The sequence below is a fragment of the Tannockella kyphosi genome (assembly GCF_021054785.1).
In the GTDB taxonomy this organism is placed as follows: Bacteria; Bacillota_I; Bacilli_A; order Erysipelotrichales; family Coprobacillaceae; genus Tannockella; species Tannockella kyphosi.
Genome location: NZ_CP088239.1, coordinates 180,725 through 199,180, shown reverse-complemented (window position 1 = coordinate 199,180; position 18,456 = coordinate 180,725). Strand labels below are relative to the sequence as shown.

At 31.3% G+C, this 18,456-nt stretch carries 17 protein-coding genes; 2 read left to right on the top strand and 15 right to left on the bottom strand.

Features of this window, described 5'->3' with window-relative positions:
* The first annotated feature begins 40 nt into the window (after nt 1–40).
* The gene (locus LRR82_RS01110; protein ID WP_249029679.1) at nt 41–559 is read left to right on the top strand and encodes a metallophosphoesterase family protein; all 519 of its coding nucleotides are present in this window, start codon (nt 41–43) and stop codon (nt 557–559) included.
* Between the two features lie 88 nt (nt 560–647).
* Here LRR82_RS01110 and rplT read toward each other — a convergent pair whose 3' ends face one another.
* From rplT to LRR82_RS01045, 13 genes are all read right to left on the bottom strand, one after another.
* Nucleotides 648–1,007, bottom strand: coding sequence for a 50S ribosomal protein L20 (gene rplT, locus LRR82_RS01105; RefSeq protein WP_249029678.1), 360 nt, complete (start codon nt 1,005–1,007; stop codon nt 648–650).
* Nucleotides 1,008–1,034: 27 nt separating this feature from the next.
* On the bottom strand, nt 1,035–1,229 hold the full coding sequence (gene rpmI / locus LRR82_RS01100) for a 50S ribosomal protein L35 (RefSeq protein WP_249029677.1): 195 nt from the start codon (nt 1,227–1,229) through the stop codon (nt 1,035–1,037).
* A gap of 18 nt (nt 1,230–1,247) precedes the next feature.
* Complete coding sequence (gene infC, locus LRR82_RS01095; RefSeq protein WP_249029676.1) at nt 1,248–1,796, bottom strand: translation initiation factor IF-3; 549 nt, start codon at nt 1,794–1,796, stop codon at nt 1,248–1,250.
* Nucleotides 1,797–2,030: 234 nt separating this feature from the next.
* A complete protein-coding gene (locus tag LRR82_RS01090; protein WP_249029675.1) occupies nt 2,031–4,313 on the bottom strand; it encodes an ABC transporter permease in 2,283 nt (760 codons plus the stop codon).
* A 12-nt stretch (nt 4,314–4,325) separates the two neighbouring features.
* Nucleotides 4,326–5,027, bottom strand: a complete 702-nt coding sequence (locus LRR82_RS01085; protein ID WP_249029674.1) for an ABC transporter ATP-binding protein — start codon at nt 5,025–5,027, stop codon at nt 4,326–4,328.
* Nucleotides 5,028–5,388: 361 nt separating this feature from the next.
* Nucleotides 5,389–6,216: an RluA family pseudouridine synthase gene (locus LRR82_RS01080; protein WP_249029673.1), complete on the bottom strand. Its 828-nt coding sequence runs from the start codon at nt 6,214–6,216 to the stop codon at nt 5,389–5,391.
* Nucleotides 6,217–6,252: 36 nt separating this feature from the next.
* Entirely contained in the window at nt 6,253–8,190 is a 1,938-nt protein-coding gene (locus tag LRR82_RS01075) for a P-type ATPase (protein ID WP_249029672.1), read from the bottom strand.
* An 87-nt stretch (nt 8,191–8,277) separates the two neighbouring features.
* The gene (locus LRR82_RS01070) at nt 8,278–8,457 is read right to left on the bottom strand and encodes a hypothetical protein (RefSeq protein ID WP_249029671.1); all 180 of its coding nucleotides are present in this window, start codon (nt 8,455–8,457) and stop codon (nt 8,278–8,280) included.
* Between the two features lie 133 nt (nt 8,458–8,590).
* Entirely contained in the window at nt 8,591–8,779 is a 189-nt protein-coding gene (locus tag LRR82_RS01065) for a hypothetical protein (RefSeq protein ID WP_249029670.1), read from the bottom strand.
* A 97-nt stretch (nt 8,780–8,876) separates the two neighbouring features.
* Nucleotides 8,877–10,460 (bottom strand): peptide chain release factor 3, encoded by a 1,584-nt coding sequence (locus tag LRR82_RS01060; RefSeq protein ID WP_249029669.1) that lies wholly within the window; start codon nt 10,458–10,460, stop codon nt 8,877–8,879.
* A 76-nt stretch (nt 10,461–10,536) separates the two neighbouring features.
* Complete coding sequence (locus LRR82_RS01055) at nt 10,537–11,769, bottom strand: aminopeptidase (protein ID WP_249029668.1); 1,233 nt, start codon at nt 11,767–11,769, stop codon at nt 10,537–10,539.
* Complete coding sequence (locus tag LRR82_RS01050; protein WP_249029667.1) at nt 11,759–13,933, bottom strand: SEL1-like repeat protein; 2,175 nt, start codon at nt 13,931–13,933, stop codon at nt 11,759–11,761. Before LRR82_RS01050 ends, LRR82_RS01055 begins: the two co-directional genes overlap by 11 nt.
* 31 nt (nt 13,934–13,964) lie before the next feature.
* Nucleotides 13,965–14,321 (bottom strand): hypothetical protein, encoded by a 357-nt coding sequence (locus LRR82_RS01045; protein WP_249029666.1) that lies wholly within the window; start codon nt 14,319–14,321, stop codon nt 13,965–13,967.
* 91 nt (nt 14,322–14,412) lie between these two features.
* On the opposite strand from LRR82_RS01045, the gene LRR82_RS01040 reads away from it, so the two are divergent.
* Nucleotides 14,413–15,609: an FtsW/RodA/SpoVE family cell cycle protein gene (locus LRR82_RS01040; RefSeq protein WP_249029665.1), complete on the top strand. Its 1,197-nt coding sequence runs from the start codon at nt 14,413–14,415 to the stop codon at nt 15,607–15,609.
* Nucleotides 15,610–15,631: 22 nt separating this feature from the next.
* Here the strand turns inward: LRR82_RS01040 and LRR82_RS01035 are convergent, their stop codons facing one another.
* Nucleotides 15,632–16,831, bottom strand: coding sequence for a CAP domain-containing protein (locus LRR82_RS01035; protein WP_249029664.1), 1,200 nt, complete (start codon nt 16,829–16,831; stop codon nt 15,632–15,634).
* A 50-nt stretch (nt 16,832–16,881) separates the two neighbouring features.
* On the bottom strand, nt 16,882–18,390 hold the full coding sequence (locus tag LRR82_RS01030) for a CAP domain-containing protein (RefSeq protein WP_249029663.1): 1,509 nt from the start codon (nt 18,388–18,390) through the stop codon (nt 16,882–16,884).
* Nucleotides 18,391–18,456: the final 66 nt, after the last annotated feature.

Genomic DNA, 18,456 nt, shown 5'->3' with positions numbered 1-18,456 from the left:
TGCTAGTATTATAGCATATTAAAGGAAAGGATGATATAAAATGAAAATAATGATTGTTTCTGACTCACACTACTTAAGTAAAAATGAATTACTATCAATAATGCAATCAAAACAAGTAGATTGTTACTTCCATTGTGGAGATATTTATATGCCTTATACACCTTTACCACTTTCCTCTTGTTATGTAGTTCGAGGAAATAACGACTATACTGACAGCCCTCAAGAAATAGTTACTACTATTGATGGACTTACAATATATGCAACTCATGGACATTATTATTATGTAGAATACTCGAAAGAAGAATTAGCGAATAAAGCAAAACAAATGGGTGCTAGTATTTGTTTCTTTGGACATACTCATGTTGCATTCAAAGAAGAAATAAATGGTGTATTATGTATTAATCCTGGATCAGTTAGTTTACCTAGAGGAGCTTTTCGAGTAAAGACCTACGCTATTATGGATACAGAAACATTCAATGTTACGTTCTATAGTGTTGAAACTGGTGAAGCATGTGATCCATTCCAAGAAGTTGAAAAGCATCGATTCTCATTTTTCTAACAAAAAAAGTTCCTAGGAACTTTTTTATTTTCTGAAAATGCCTCTTCTAGTATAATTGACAATAAAAAAAACCTGTATAAACAGGTTATTATTTTGCTAATGCAGCTTTTGCTTGTTCTACAATTGCACTAAATCCTTTAGGATCATGAATTGCGATTTCTGATAACATTTTTCTGTTAATTTCAATACCAGCAACTTTACATCCGTGCATTAATTTTGAATATGAAATATCATTCATTCTTGCAGCAGCGTTGATACGAGCAATCCATAATTTTCTCATATCTCTTTTTACTTGTCTTCTATCTCTATATGAATATGCTAATGAATGCATTACTTGTTCGTTAGCTGTTTTATATAAAGTGTGTTTTGAACCATAGTATCCTTTGGCTAATTTTAATATTTTTTTTCTTCTACGTCTTGTAGTAAATCCGCCTTTAACTCTTGCCATATTTTATTCCTCCGTCAATATTCTTTACTATTTAGGTAATCTAGTTTTAATACGTTTGTAATCTGATTTGCTGATTAATGTAGCTTTCGCTAAATGTTTCTTTTGTTTATGAGACTTGTTGTGTGATAAGTGAGATGTGTAAGCATGACCACGTTTTAATTTCCCACTACCTGTTCTTTTAACGCGTTTTTTTAACCCGCTATGTGTTTTCATTTTTGGCATAACTGATTTCCTCCTAAATTATTTCTTTTTTGGTGCTAGTATCGCAGTTAATGTACGACCTTCCATTTTGGCAGGTTTCTCAACTGTACAAAACTCTTGACATTCAGCCACGAAGTCATTCAAAATCTTTTCCCCAAGATCGATGTGAGCTAACTGTCTTCCTTTAAAACGAATAGCGATTTTAACTTTGTCACCCTCTTCTAACCATTTTAAAGTTCTTTTAAGTTTCACGTTTTTATCATGTGTATCAATAGTCACTGATAATTGTGTTTCTTTTAAGCTTACAACTTTAGAATTCTTTTTCATTTCACGAACTTTCTTTTGTTGTTCAAAACGATGTTTACCGAAATCGATAATTTTACATACTGGTGGTTTACCATTTGGAGCCACACACACTAAGTCCAACTCTTTACTGTAAGCAAGTTCGATTGCTTGTCTTGTTGGTAATACACCTATTTGTTCACCGTCGTCACCAATAACTAATACTTCTTTGAAACGAATTTTTTCATTTACTAATTCTTCTTGTTTTACTGGTTTTTGATTTGAATATCTGCTAATAAAAGCCACCTCCTGTTAGTAGTTAAAATAAAAAGTGAGTACGTAGTACCCACAAATTGACATTAAGATAGTTTATTTATCTTAGCGACATTAGCCCATCGATATTTTCAATCGGGCGAGAAGTAGGCACTTCTTCTTTCCACTACTTTTTATTTACTAGCCAAGTATACCATTCTAATATACCTATGTCAAACTATTTTTTATTTTTTTGATCTGAAATGAAAATGTTAAAATACTATGTCATTATTCTGAATTTTTTAGTGCTTCTACCATATCTATCTTTTTATTTTTTCTTGATATCATCAGTGCAATGAAAAGAGTAACACCAATACTTAATAATATACTGATTGCATACGTACTACCTGCAATATATACAACTGTTTCGTATTCATCTGCCATGGCATCCATTAGATAATCAAGGACAAAATAACCTAAAGGGACTCCTATTATAATCCCTACAAAAGATAACCAAAGGTTTTGGCCAATCAGTAAGGCCGATATTTTTTTATCTTTGAATCCTAACACTTTTAATGTAGCCATTTCTCGGTAACGTTCTGTATAACTCATGACTCCTAAATTATATAAAACAACAATACTTAAGATAACTCCTACACCTACTAATAGAATAATCATTGTATCCATAATTTCCATAAATACATCAAATGAAGAAATAATATCTTCTTTTGTTTGTATTGATTTAATACCTGATTGTAACGAAATATCGTCAATGTCTGTATACAAAGAATCTATTTGATAAGATATACCTATTTGTTTTGCATATTCATCACAGATAACAATATTTTTTGATACTGAACTCAAAATACCTGAAACTATCATTGTATATTCTTGCGTATCACCATATGGTGATACTGTTATTTCATCACCAATTTCTAGTTCATACTCATTTGCAATTCTTGTACAAATATATGCCCCATCATCTTTTAATTCAAGATAATCAGCCTCATTCGATAAGAATTTAACAAAATCATTTTCAATATGATAAATATCTAACGACACTGCTTCATCTTCAATTTTAACTGATACACTAGCACTTGTATCTGTCTGATAAGTATCCATTAAATCCGTAATATCTTGCTCTGTTGCATCATCTGATAAATAGATTCTAGATGCATAATTCATAGCACCTTCATAATAATTCGAAACAAAATATTCCATCGTATCTTGCATACCAAGGGATGCAAGTACTATCACCATACATCCTATAACTCCAAGGATACTCATTCCAGTACGTGCTTTATTATGAATCATATCTCGCAAATTCCATCTGACACCAAAAGAGCATTTATGAAATAATTTACCTTGTTCTAATTTTGTTGGTTTTACTGTTTTACTTGAAGTAACTATTAGAATTTCTGATGCAGATTTTTTCAATATCTTATTTACCGATAAGAATGCAATCAACATCAATAATACAATAACACCAACCATAACAACAAGAACAAATCCAGGAGTATATAAGTCCCAATATGGCATTTCTAAATAAGTACTCATAGAACCTTGTGGATTAAATATAAAATAACCTACTGCATAACCTAATAACAATCCTAGAATTGCTCCAATTACTCCAATAATAACAGCATATAAAATATAATGTATGACTATTTTTCTATTTTTAAATCCAAGTGCTTTCAGTGTTCCTATTTGAGTTTTTTCTTTATCTGTGATTCGAACCATCGTTGTCACCATTGTCAATGTAGCAATCAACAAAAATATTGCTGGTAGAATTGTTCCCATTATCTTCCCTTCTTCTACCTCACCTTGACTTCCCGCATAAGAAGCACTTTCATCTTTTGTTAATATCATAGAAGTTTCCCCAAGTGCTTTGTCAACCGCTAGGTTAAACTCCTCTTTTTCTTGACTACTAATAACATGAATTTGGGGATAATAAGTCACTCCAAATGTTGATTCTAACAACACTGGAGAAATATACGCATATCCATGTTTTGTATAATCTGGCATAATTTGTGTATCATCTTGTAGACTAATCATAAATTCACCAGACTGTACAAGACCTTTTACAATACCTTCTATTTCTAATCCATTATAAGTAAATAAAATAGTGTCACCTAATTCTATATTATTTTCTGATGCATACTTCTCTCCAATCCAAATCCCCTCATCATCAGATGCATCATAAGGTTCCCCTTGACTAAGTATAAAACCTGAAACATTCTCATTTTCAGTTACTGTCACAGTAAGTGTATCCTTATTAGTTAGTGATGTACTCTCTATTGTTGCATTGAAGTCAACATATCTACTTACATATTCTTCGCCATACAGATCTTCTATTTTTTTAACATCCTCTTCTAAATATCCAGTCGTAGAAATAATGCGATAGTCTGCATATCCTGTCTCTTCCATAAACAGTGACGTGTTTTGTTCAATAGAATACCATTCTACATTAAACCCAACAAATATTCCCATACCAAGACTCAACATGACAATCATAGATATAAATTGTGCTTTATATATCCACATTGTTCGAAACAATTTTTTCATTAACATGTATTCGTCCTCCTACCACTCAATATCATCTACAGAGATAGGATTAGCTTGTTCAATATAGTCATTAATCTTACCATTTTTTACACGTATTAGTACATCCGCCATTTCAGCTATTTTTTGATTATGAGTCACAATTACAATTGTTTTATTATGTTCTCTAGTCATATTTAATAATAGTTTTAATATAAGTACTCCTGTTGAGGAATCCAATGCCCCTGTTGGTTCATCACAAAGTAATATTTTAGGATTCTTTGCGATCGCTCTTGCAATAGAAACACGTTGTTGCTCTCCACCTGAAAGTTCATGTGGGAATTTTTTTAAATGTTCTTTTAGTCCTACTTCTTCTAATATTTTAGTAGCAGAAATTGCATTTTTCGTATTTTCATGAACAAGTTTTACATTTTCATGTACCGTTAATGCTGGAATTAAATTATAGAACTGAAAAATAAAACCAACTTTACTTGCTCTATAATCAGCAAGTTCATCGGAACTAAGGCCCGCTATATCTTCCCCATCCACTAATATATGTCCAGAAGTTGGACTGTCAATCCCACCTAAAAGATTTAATAATGTTGACTTACCTGCTCCAGAAGGACCAAGAACTACAATAAACTTACCTTCTTCTAGCGTGAAACTCACTTCATCTAAAGCCTTAAATATTTGACTTCCATTTTCATAAACACGACTTACATGATCAAATTCTACAATCTTCATAAACGCTCTCCACTTTCCTAATCAAATTATTCGATACCCACTATACAAAGTATAGCTTACCAAAAACTTAACAAATATTAAAATGCATTCTTTATAGTTAGTATCAGCTAACTGTTCGATGTAATTATACTACTTTTTCATCCATAGTCAATTCTAATTCATTGAATGTAAACTTATAAAAAAGTTCATAGATGCCTTGCTAAACAACATAGAAAGGAGTTACTATGAACAATCAATGATACACAAAGTATCGAACTTTGTGTATCAGTTTTTTAATTATTTTAAGCTTCGAAGTTTTGTGAAACCATTACATATTAAATCCAGTTTTATTGTATCATTCTAATCCTTCCTTACGTTAGGCTTATTTGAATAAATCAGTAAAGTTTTTTGGACTATCGCATTGAATATGAATTTTCTTTTTTGTAATAGGATGCGTGAATAAAAAATCATGGCAATGTAAACCTAATCTTTGGATTGGGTTTGTGTTTGCTCCATATTTCTTATCACCAACAATACTGTTACCTAAAGATTGCATATGGACACGAATTTGGTTTTTACGTCCTGTATCTAAGTATACTTCTACCATACTTTGTTTGTTGTTTGTTTTTAAAACACGATAATGTGTTACTGCTAATTTACCACCTTTTTTGGTAATGTAAACTTGTTGTGTTTTAGATTCATCTAAATAGTTTTTTATGGTTCCTTTGTCTTGTTTTAATTTACCTTCAACAATTGCAATATATCCTCTTTGAATAACTAAGTTATTCCAATCATTTTGTAATAAGTTTTTCATTTTTTCATTTTTAGCAAACAATAAAATACCTGATGTATCTCTATCTAAACGATGCACAATAAAGTTTCTTGCATTCTTGTCTTTTGTTTTTAAGTAAGTACTAACTAAATGATAAGCAGTCTTTTCTTTTTCTCCACCACCAGACATACTTAATAAGCCACTAGGCTTATTAATAATAACACAATCATTATCTTCATATAGAATATCTAATGGGCTAGCTTGTTCTTTTTTTATTTCTACTACATCCCCAGGCTTCACCACATAATCATGGGTTATATTGGCCATTTGATTACAATAAACTTGTTTATACTTTAAATATAGTTTTGCTTGTTTACGAGACATATGAATCATTAAAAAATCAAGCAATAACATTTCTTGTTTTACATTATATTTCATTTTTTCCTCCTTATATAAATAGCTCACCATCGTGAGCTATTTTAATATTCTAGTTGTATTTAATAAGAACACTACAATTGTTAACATATAAACTAACGCCGCCACAATCCAAGGCATTGTTAAAGAGAATGCTGATAACACTAATAAAAGATTACTACAAATACTAATAATTGTATTTTCATATTGAATTGCTTTTTGTTTTTTAGCAATTTTTAACATTTGATAAATTGTAGAAAGTTCACTTTTTGCAATTAAAATATCACTATTTTTAGTCACTATTGGATCATGTAAACCACCTCTAGCAATACCTACATATGCTTTTTGAAGTAATTCTACATCTTTGGCAGTATCACCAATATAAGCTATTGGTGCCATTGCTTCATCCATTACTGATTTCTTTTGAACAACTGTTAAATCATTATAAATAACATGTTGATCATTAATTAAATCAACGGGACCATCATTAAAGATAATAATATCTTTCCCTGATTGTTTCAATTGATCAAATAATAGTAATTCTTCTTCTGTTACTTCCACCCCATCAAAACGATCATATACAATAGTCGCACAAGAACGTAAAGAATCTAATCCACTATTTTCTTTAATAATAATTCCCTCTTTAAATGATTTAGCCACACCGGCTAAAACACCTAAAGACGCTACTTGTTTATATGCATATGTACTAGCTACCGTCAATACAATCGCTGCAACATATAAGTATTCATGGTATAATTCAAAATCAACTATTGGGAAAACAATTCCTGTAACTAAAGCAAGTATCACAAAAGTAATCATTGTATACTTTGCTACTTTTTCCATCATTCTTTGTGTTTTTGATTCATAAGTTGGTGAAGAAGCAGCAATATCTAATAACTTAGAGAATACATTTTGTGAAGCTAAAGCACTAACCCAAACAATAAGTGTATCACCTTTGTTTAAAGAACCACTACTTATCGCATCTCCAATACTAACTTCCGTTACTACTTCACTACCATCAATTGCAAATGTATCAATCGAACTTGTTCCTACATGAATACTTCCACCTAATAAAACAACATCTCCATTTTCAACAACCAACATATCACCAATATCAAATTCTTCTAAAGGTGTTAAAACATAACCCTTTTCTTTATCATACTTTTTACCAAATTTAGGAACACTAACTGTAGCATCTATTTTAGCAAGGAATATAGAAACAAAATGTACATATAATTTGTCTCCATATTGATAAATCAAACCAACAAGTAACGTTTCTGCATAAGCTCCATATGCCCATCCAAAAAAACAAGCCAATATAATTAATGTATTTTCAGTCATATAATTCTTTAAAGATAAATCTCTTTTTGCATTCTTCAAAATACCTTCTAAACAAATAAGAATAGCAACCAACCACCCAATCATTGGTATCAAAGAACTTTGATATGTTGTTACAACCCCTAAAGAAGCACAAACTAATAAGACACTTATTTTTAAATATCTTCCCATGTATTTTTCTTGAAAAATATCTTGGGAACGGAAAGGCTTTTTCCATTCTTCGACATCAATATCAGGATTTACTTTATCAACAATACGATTTAATCTAGTTAAAGCTATTTTATCACTTGTAGTAAGTGTTAATAATTTATTAGGAAAATCAACTGTAACATCTTGATACATAGCATACTTTGATAAAATATCCTCTATCTCTGTTGCTTCATTTATATTAGAAAGATTCTTAAAAAGGAAAATCATTTCCTTTTCTTCCCCATTATTTTTATAAACTCTTCTTTTTTCATTTATTATTTCATGTAAAATTAATTCACTATCAATAGAACAAACTACTGCTTGAACATGTGTTAAATCAGCACACGTAAAAGAGATAGCTGATCCATGTATTTTCATACGTGAAACCTCTTCTAACTCTACAAGAGCAATTGATAAGTTATTGATATCTTCATCTGATTTGATATCTCCAATATAGAAATCTTTATTCATACATTTCTCCTCTTTTGCCATATGCGACATTATAACATAGCTATCCAAAAATAACAAACTCCTCTCAATAAAAAAAGCGTAACCAAGTTACAGCTTTAAAATGAGTACAAAATGTTCATTAAATTCATTTTCTGTACAAGATAAATCATATTCTATTCCATATATTTTATAATATGTAGATTGTTTAGCATCTTCACGAATAACACAGTCATAGATCATTGCTTTTTCAAACAATATTTGACGATCTTTTTTTATGTAAATATCCATTGTTTGTATGCATCGACATTTTCTTCTTTTCCCTGTGTTAGCGATAGAAATCAGCTCCTTTTCTAGCTCTACAATAACACATATTCTGATTTAACGATACTCATTTACACCATAAAAAAAGGCTTAGCTAAATTTAGCTATCCTTTTCCTTTCGATCATATACTACAATTCCTGTAACAATAGCCATTACCATTGTAAAACACATATAAATAGGTGCATTTGGTGTGACTTCAAAAACAGCTTGCATCTCTGCTGCAAATACAGTTTTTGCATTTATCATAAAAATCATCGCACATATAAATATGGCTGTTATTCTTTTCATTCTTATTATCCCCCAACAACATTTATTTTGTATGTCTAATAGTATAATCAAGAATGCGAAACTTGTCAATATAACAAATTATCTTACGATATGTCTTCTATTTACTAAATGAAGCTAATTTTAATTCCGGATTTTTATCAGTTGCCCAACGTACTCCCCAATCATTTGTGAATAATAATAATGGTTGTCCTTTTAAATCTTGTACTTGTTTTGTATCACTTGAAAGATTTAATTTTTTAACATCGACATCTTGATTCATCCAGCGAATATATTGATAAGGTAAACCACTTCTTATGATTTCTACATTATATTCATTCGCTAATCGATGTTCTAATACCTCAAACTGTAAGACACCTACTACTCCTACAATAATTTCTTCCATACCTCCACCAATATCTGTAAAGATTTGGATTGCTCCTTCTTTTGCAATTTGTTCTACACCTTTTACAAATTGTTTTCTTTTCATCGTATCTTTATTACGAATCAAAGCAAAATGTTCTGGTGCAAAGGTTGGTATCCCATCAAATGCAAAACGCTCTTTTCCGGTAGTAATCGTATCTCCAATAGAGAAAATACCTGAATCGAAAACACCAATAATATCCCCTGCAAATGCTTCTTCTACTTCTTGTCTTTCATCTGCCATTAGTTGTTTTGATTGATTTAACTTAATTTTTTTAGCTCCTTGGAAATGATATACTTCCATTCCTTTAGTAAACTTACCTGAACATATACGCATAAAAGCCATACGATCTCGATGAGACTTATTCATATTTGCTTGTATTTTAAATACAAAAGCACTAAAGTCTTCGTTTAATGGATCTACTAATTTTTCTCCTGCTAATCTTGGTAATGGAGATGTAGTCATTTCTAAGAAATGACGTAAAAATGGTTCAATCCCGAAGTTTGTTAATGCGGAACCAAAGCATACTGGAGATAATTTTCCTTGACGAACTCTTTCTAAATCAAAATCATTACCTGCAATATCTAATAATTCAATATCTTCTTGTAATTTATTATATAAATCTTGTGCTAATTCTTCTTGTAATAATGGATCATGTCCATCCATTACTTTTGTTTCTACTTCTCTTTTTCCACCATCAACTGGGATAAAACGAATAACACTTTGGTCATTTCTTTCATAAACCCCTTTAAACTCTTTACCTGAACCAATTGGCCAATTAACGGCACAAGTTTCAATTCCTAATTCTTGTTCAATTTCTTCCATTAAAGAATATGGGTCTTTGGCTTCACGATCCATTTTATTAACAAAGGTAAAGATTGGGATTTGTCTCATGGTACAAACTTTAAATAGTTTTCTTGTTTGTTCCTCTACCCCTTTAGAAGCATCAATGACCATTACGGCACAATCTGCAGCCATTAGCGTACGATAAGTATCTTCTGAGAAATCTTGATGTCCTGGAGTATCTAAGATATTAATACAAAAATCATTGTAATCAAATTGTAAAACTGAAGATGTTACAGAGATTCCTCTTTGTTTTTCAATCTCCATCCAGTCACTAGTTGCATGTTTGCTATTCTTTTTCCCTTTTACAGTCCCAGCTTGTTGGATTGCTCCACCATATAATAAGAACTTTTCTGTTAATGTTGTTTTACCAGCATCGGGATGTGAGATGATAGCGAAAGTTCTTCTTTTTTGTACTTGTTGTATATATTCACTCATTTTTAATCTCCTTGCAAGAACTTATATTATCTTGTTTATTCTTACTTGTCAAATTTAATTTTCCTACATTTATCAACTAAAAAACAAAATTTCCTTCTTTAAACACTTCTATCTCTTGACCATCTTTTGATGAAGCTACAATATGTAAATCATTTGTTCCTATCATAAAGTCAACATGTAATAAAGAATCATTAATCCCTTTTTCTTGTAACTCTTCTTTTGTCATCTCATAGCCACCTACGATACATTCACTAAATCCTTTACCAATAGCAAAATGACAAACAGCATTTTCATCAAATAAAGTATTTAAAAAAGTAATATTCATATTTGAAATTGGTGAATCATAAGGAACTAATGCTATTTCCCCTAAATAATGACTACCTTCATCAAATTCAATCATTTCCTTTAAAACATCATAACCTTTTTTTGCTCCATAATTCACAACTCTTCCATCTTTAAATTCCATATAGAATTCATCAATAATATTTCCATTATAATTTAAAGGTAACGAACTATAAACAATACCTTCTGTTTTATCAAAAATAGGACTAGCAAATATTTCTTCAGTAGGAATATTTGGAATGTTATATAAACCATTTTGTAAATAGTTCCCACCTCCAGCAAATAAATATCCTTCCATCAAAGATACCTTCACATTCGTTCCTAAATTATTTGTATAAGTAAGTGTATCAATATTTAATTCATTCAAATATTTTACTCTTCTTTCAAAACTTGCACGATGTTCTATCCATGCAGCATTCGGATCTTCTTGATCTGCTTTTGTTGCCTTAAAAATAGCACTCCACAATGCATCATAAGCTTCTTTATCAGACATATCAGGAAATACCCGATTAGCCCACTTCACACTACTCGCCCCTACAATACACCATGCATTGGTACTGTTTTCCAGTAAATCTCTAAATACTCGACATTCTTTATTCACACTTTTTGACCATGATGCCATTTTTGTTGGGTCTACCCCTTTAAATGCTTCTGGATCATCGCTAATAATAGATAGAAAACAAGCATTCATAGCTGCATAATCATTTTTGAAGTTAGATAACCATGTAGGTACTGTTTCAAAAACAGACTGTTCACAGTTTTCATATTTTAAACGAGTAACTACTTCATCACTATATCGTACTACTACTTCCTTTGCACCTTGACGATAAGCATATTTCGTAACTAAACGCACTAGTTCGACTGATTCTACCTCTGCCTCTATTACTACCGTTTGTTGTTTTTGGACATTTAAGCCCGATACTACGATTAGATTTGCATAATTTTCTAAGTATTTATTAAAGTTCATCCAACTTTCTCCTATATAATTCTATTAATTCTTCATCTGCATCCTCATATCCTTGATTAACCGCTTTATCTAAATACTTTTGAGCTAAACGATTATTTTGTTTACGTCCATCACCATATAAATACATACACCCTAACAAATAATTAGAATACCCAGTATCTGCTTCTTTTAACAATTCTACTGCTTTTCTTTTATCTGTTTTTACTTCAAAGCCAACTAAATAACACCATCCTAATTTAGCTATTGCATCCTCATAACCAGCTTTTGCTGCCGTGTCAAAACACCTTAGTGCTTCTTCTTTATTTTCATTATCTATATAATAATCTGCCATCTCATAAATAGATGGAACATATCCTAAATTCGCTGATTCTTTCAAATAATCCCAACATCTATCATCTTTTAACTCATACAATGCAAAGAAAATACGATATCCTGCCTCAGGATATTTAGCATCATGTAATTCATAAAGTATCTTTAAAGATTCGATACTATTTTCTTCTTCTTCATAAACACTAGCTAAATTATAAAGTGCTGTTGTATGACCTTGGTTTGCTGCTAAACGATAATATTCTTTTGCTTTTTCATTGTCTTTTTCTACATGATTTCCAAATTGATAAGCAGCTCCAACATTAAAATACCCACTTGAATAACCTCTTCTAGCAGCTTCCATATTTAAATCAAAAGATAATTCTAAGTTTTCTGGTGTTCCTATTTTTAAGTAAATATTTGCAAGATTACACATTGCTCTAGGAAATCCAAGCGCTGACGCTCTTTGATAATATTCAATAGCTTTATTAATATCTTCTTCTACTCCTACACCTATTTCATAACAATAAGCTACATTGCATATTGCTGGTGAATACTCTAATTCTACTGCTTGCATATAATATTCAAATGCTTTTTCTGGTTGTCCCCATTCTATTTCATACAAAAAACCTAAACCGCACATTGCTTGAGGATCACCACTTTTGACTGCTTGTTTATACCAATACTTGGCACGAAATAGAGCATGTCGTATTTCAAGATGTTCCTCATAATAGAATCCTAAAAATACCTGTGCTCTTTCATAACCAGATCTAGCTGCCATTAAAAACAATTCTCTTGCCTTTTGACTATCCATTTCTACTCCGTTACCAAATTCATAACAATTTGCCAACGATGCAATTGCCGGTAGATATCCTAAATCAGCACTTGCTTGATAAAGATTAGCAGCCTGGAAATAGTCCATATCAAACCCAAATCCATGCTCATATAAAACCCCTAAACGATACATACAACGTTCATCTTTTACCTCAACACCTTGTCCATACCAAAAAGCCGCTTTTACATAATCTTTCTCAACACCTTCTCCATATTCTAAGCACATTGCATAAAAGTAGAAGGCATCTATATAACCACCTTCACTAGCTATTTTATAATTTTCTACTGCTAGTTTCAAATCAATAGGTGTTCCAATCCCAAGTTCATAACAATATCCTAATCGATAATTTGTTTTTGGAAATCCTTCTAACTCAACTCTTTTGTATAATTCAAATGCATGATACTCATCCTTTTCTACACCTAGACCTTCTTCATATAAAATCCCTAAATTACAAGTCGATAATACATCTCCCATCTCACTTGCTTCAAGATATAACTTAGCTGCCTCTGTATAATTTTGTTCTATTCCATACCCCTCATCGTACATACCACCCAATGCACCAATACATTCTCTATAACCTTGATTTCTACCTTCTCTAAAACACTCCACTGCATGTTGAAATTCTTTTTGTTCTACATAATGCAATCCCATTGCATGAAGCGTATGACCATCTATTAAAGTGATATCTTGCTCTGTTTCATCATATTCTTCCATTAACATACATACATCTATTCCTGTTACAGCACCATCTACTTCAATAATATACTGTTCAAAATCACTAATATCTTGCCCAAAAAATTTACCACCATCCATATTAATCAATGATAACACTCTTTCTACAGAATCTTCTAAAAACTCAATATCATCATCATGAAAAGTAACAATACGAAGATACATAATTGAATCTGTATATCCATTCTTTAATGAAAACACAGATTGTGTATGACCAGTTTCTATTAATCCATCTATATACCATTGATCAAATAAAGGTTCATAATCCTTTGCTCTATTATATCTATCCATAGAACACCTCTCTTTCTAAAAACTAAGCAGATTATCTGCTTAGTCTCTCATTTATATAAGTAGCAACTGTTTTAGAAACTTGCCCTAAAATAATCATTACTTTATTTCCTGTACAAACAATTCCAGAAGCTCCTACACTTTTTAATTTTTCTATATCAACATCTGTTTCATCTTTTAAAATAATAGACACCTTTGAATTAGTTGCCTCACATCCAGTAATATTATTTAATGAACCTAAAGCATTTAAGAAAGTATCCATATCAAAGTTGAAATCTTGAAAAGATATTTCTGTTGTTTTTTTATTTGATACTCCATTTTTAAAAACTTTCAAACCAATAAACAAAGCTATTACGAATACGATAGCTATTAAAATCATTTCAAATTCCATTCATTTTCCTCCTAAACTTCTTTATTTCTTTTCTAGTTATAGTATACTATAACTGAACTTTAAAAACTACACCTATTTGAAAGGAGCAATCATGTTCAAATCACACTTTAATTTAATTAGTAAGCCATTGTTTCTTGCTATTATTGCCTTAATGATAATTAGTTGTATTGCTATTGCAAGTGCAACTCCTTTAATATATTATAACAATCCTGAAGGGTATTGGATAAAACAAGCTGTTTTTTACTTGATTTCTTTTGTTGTTATTACAGTTGTCTATAATTATAAAAATGATCGTATTTATAGTTCTATTAATGTTATTTATGGTATTTTAATGGTTCTATTAGCTTTATTAGTTGTGGAACATTATGCTATTAACTACTTTGATATTTCAATCATTCCTTTTGCAAAAAATACAAATGGAGCTACTTCTTGGTATGAATTTCCTGGTTTTGATATTCAACCTTCTGAATTTATGAAGATAGCGATTATATTAATGCTTGCAAAAGTAACAAAAGAACATAATCATCGTTATGATACTCATTGTTTTTCTACTGATATTATTCTACTTGGTCGAGTATTGCTTGTTTCTTTCCCTCCTTGTTTATTAATTTATTTAGGGAATGATACTGGGGTTGTATTAATTATTTTTGCTTCTGTTATCTTTTTGTTGTTTGCTAGTGGAATGCAGTCAAGGTGGTTTTTATTTGGTGCTATTTTGATAGCTTGTATATTAGGTATCGCTACTTATTTATTTATTTATAATCATGATTTATTTGTTTCCATTTTAGGTGGAGACCATAAGATTAGTCGTATATATGGTTGGTTAGATCCTGAAGGAACGTATGGAAATGAGGGCTATCAGTTGTTTAATGCATTGTTATCTTATGGTGGTAGTGGATTATTGGGATATGGTTTCCAAAGTGCTATTATGTCTTTTCCAGAAGCTCAAACAGACTTTATTTTTGCAGTAATTGCACAAGGGTTTGGTTTAGTAGGTGCTTTTGTTACTATTTTTGCTATTGTAGCTTTTGATGTTGTTGTAATAGTGATTGGATTACGTTCTTATCATGAAGAGGATAAATATTTTATAGCTGGTTTAATGGGGATGTTGTTATTCCAACAAATATGGAATATTGGGATGGTTTTAGGAATTGTTCCAATAACCGGAATTACATTGCCTTTTATATCCTATGGTGGATCTTCTTTGATTTCCTATATGATAGCTATTGGTTTGTTGTTTGATATTGAAAGACAAACTAGAATTCAAAATCGTAAAAAGAGATATTAAAAGTCACTTATAAAAGTGACTTTTAATTTGCATATAATTCTGCTATCCAATATGTTTTCCCGTCGTATTGATAATACGACACTACTCCATATTGATATTTTGGATTCATCAACGCTTCCCAATGACTAGAAGATACTTGCCATCTTGCCACTATTTGGCTAGCTGAAGTTTGACCAACGCCTATGCATTCTCCTGTTGCACCAATAGAATATCCTAATTCATTATAAGCACTACTTACATACTGCCCGTTAGGACGCAAATGAGAAAAGCTTTCAACTAATTCTTTTATCCTTACAAAAGAAACATTCTTTGCTGTTGTACTATAAGTCAACTCTGTTATTCCTAGTTTTACCCTTTCTTGGTTTATTAGTTCCAAAGCACTACTACTAACATAAGGAGTTGCACTTATAGAGGAAGAACTACTAGAGTTGTTTGTTGTATTCGTAGAAGCTGTAGTACTTGATACTGTTATTGCACATTCTTCAGTAATACCATTGGCTTCCACATAAATAGTAGCACTACCAGCTGTTAATGCTTTAACTTGTCCTGATGAACTAACGCTAGCAACTGTACTGTTACTACTGGTATATATAATATCTTGATTTCCCGTTACTGTTGGGTCTAAGGAAAAACTATCACCTATTTCTAAGCTTTTTTTAGATACATCTAATTCAATGGTAGGTTTGATAACAACAATTTCTATTTCTTTTTTAAGAATTTTACCTAGTTCATTTGTTGCAACAATATTTGCTAGATAACTACCTGCTGTTTGATAATCTACATTATCATCTTCTAAATCAAATAGAACTTCATTATCACAAGCATAGTTTTCTATCACTTCTTGTTTTGAAAAGCAACCTTCTATCACTTCTAATGAATCCTTAAATTCTATAAATTCAAAATCTTCTGTTTCCTTTACTTCTACTTTAATCTCGATATTTTGTCCATCATAATCAATAATCAAATAATATTCTCCAACACTAGGACAATCTAAATTATCAAAATTATATTCTATAATCTTTATTTTATTTATAATTTGTTGTTGTTTAACATCAGATAACTCACTTAAATCTAGATAATTCATCGGATCTAAACTAACACTATCACCATATTCATAAACAACTTCTTTTGCTTCTACTACTGGTGTTACAAAGTATTCTATTGTCCCAATAGCTACTAATAAACACAAAAAAATAATAATCACTAAAAATCTATTTTTCATTGTTTGTCCTCACATAAGAAAATAGGTAGATACTATCTACCTATTCTATTTTAATAATTTGATAAAATGGCTGACCAATAATATAATCCATCAGCACCTATATAATACGCAATTGCACAATAAGTATATTTATCACTCATTAACGCATCCCAATGCGTTTCTGAATTAGACCAACTTACTACTACTTGTGAAGCACTAGTTTGCCCTCTTGCTAGACACTCTCCAAAATATCCCCCTGAAGAAGATGCTGGATAAACCGTACTTGCTTTCGACCCATCTGGACGAGTATGACTCCAAGTAGAGCTTGCTTCTTTGGCACGAATTTTTGCTGCTTCACCTAAAGCTGCTTTATATGTTAATGCACTCAACCCAAGCGCTGCACGTTCTTCGTTAACTAAAGCTAGTGTGTCTGAAGAAATAACTGCCCCTGTACCATCTGTTAAGTTTGAGTCACTTGATGAACTTGAATCACTTGATGAACTCGAACTGCTAGATGAACTTGAGTCGCTTGATGAACTTGAATCACTTGATGAACTTGAATCACTTGATGAACTTGAACTATTTGATGAACTAGAGTTACTTGATGAACTTGAACTGCTTGATGAACTCGAACTGCTAGATGAACTTGAGTTACTTGATGAACTATCTGATGACTCACTGCTATCTTCGCTTTCCTCTTCTTGTTCTTCTTCTACTTCTTGTTCTTCTTCCTCTTCTACTTCTTCCTCTTCAAAATCGCTATTTGTACTATCGTATGCTGCCTCATCTGGTGACAAAGAAGAAACTACTTCTATTTCACATTTTGCAGTAATATCACCTGTAGAAACAGTAACTGTTGCTTTACCAGAAGTAACTGCTGTCACTAGTCCTTTAGAATCAATCACAACTATATCTTGATCGCTTGATTGATAGGTTACATCTTGGCCTATAGTAGGTGAAAAAGTGAACGTATCACCTACATACATAGCTTCACTTTCATAGGTAATAGAAGTTATCTCTTTGGTTATATTTAATGTAATTTCATAACTAGCATGATTCCCTGCACTATCTGTTGCAATAATAGATGCTGTTTGTTCCCCAATTTGTGAGTAGTCTACTTCACTATCATCTAATGAAAGAGATACTTGACTTTGGTCTGTACATGAGAAGTTTGCTAAGATATCTTCTTCAATATCTACTTTCCCAAATATTTCGACATACGCTAGCACATCATCAAATGTTGGTGCAGTAGTATCACTAACTACAATATTAATATGTAACAATTCACTGTCATACGCAAAGTATAATGCATATACACCAGTTGTTGGATTTGTAATATCACTAAAGTTATGTGAAATAACACAATTTTCTTTCATGTCTTGGTAAGTTGCATCACTTACATAAGCCAAGTCTATATAATCTTCTAATTCAATAGAAACCTCTTGTCCATATTCTACATACACTGTGTCTTCTAATGCATGTAATGTTGGTGTTTTCCAGTACACATAGCCAGCACAAGCTCCTGCTGCCACTAGTACAACCAATATTACTATTAAGATACTTTTTTTCTTTTTCCCCATAACCTCTCCTACTTCCATTATTTTCCCGTTTTTATAATTTTATCATATTTTATTTTTCTTCTCAAA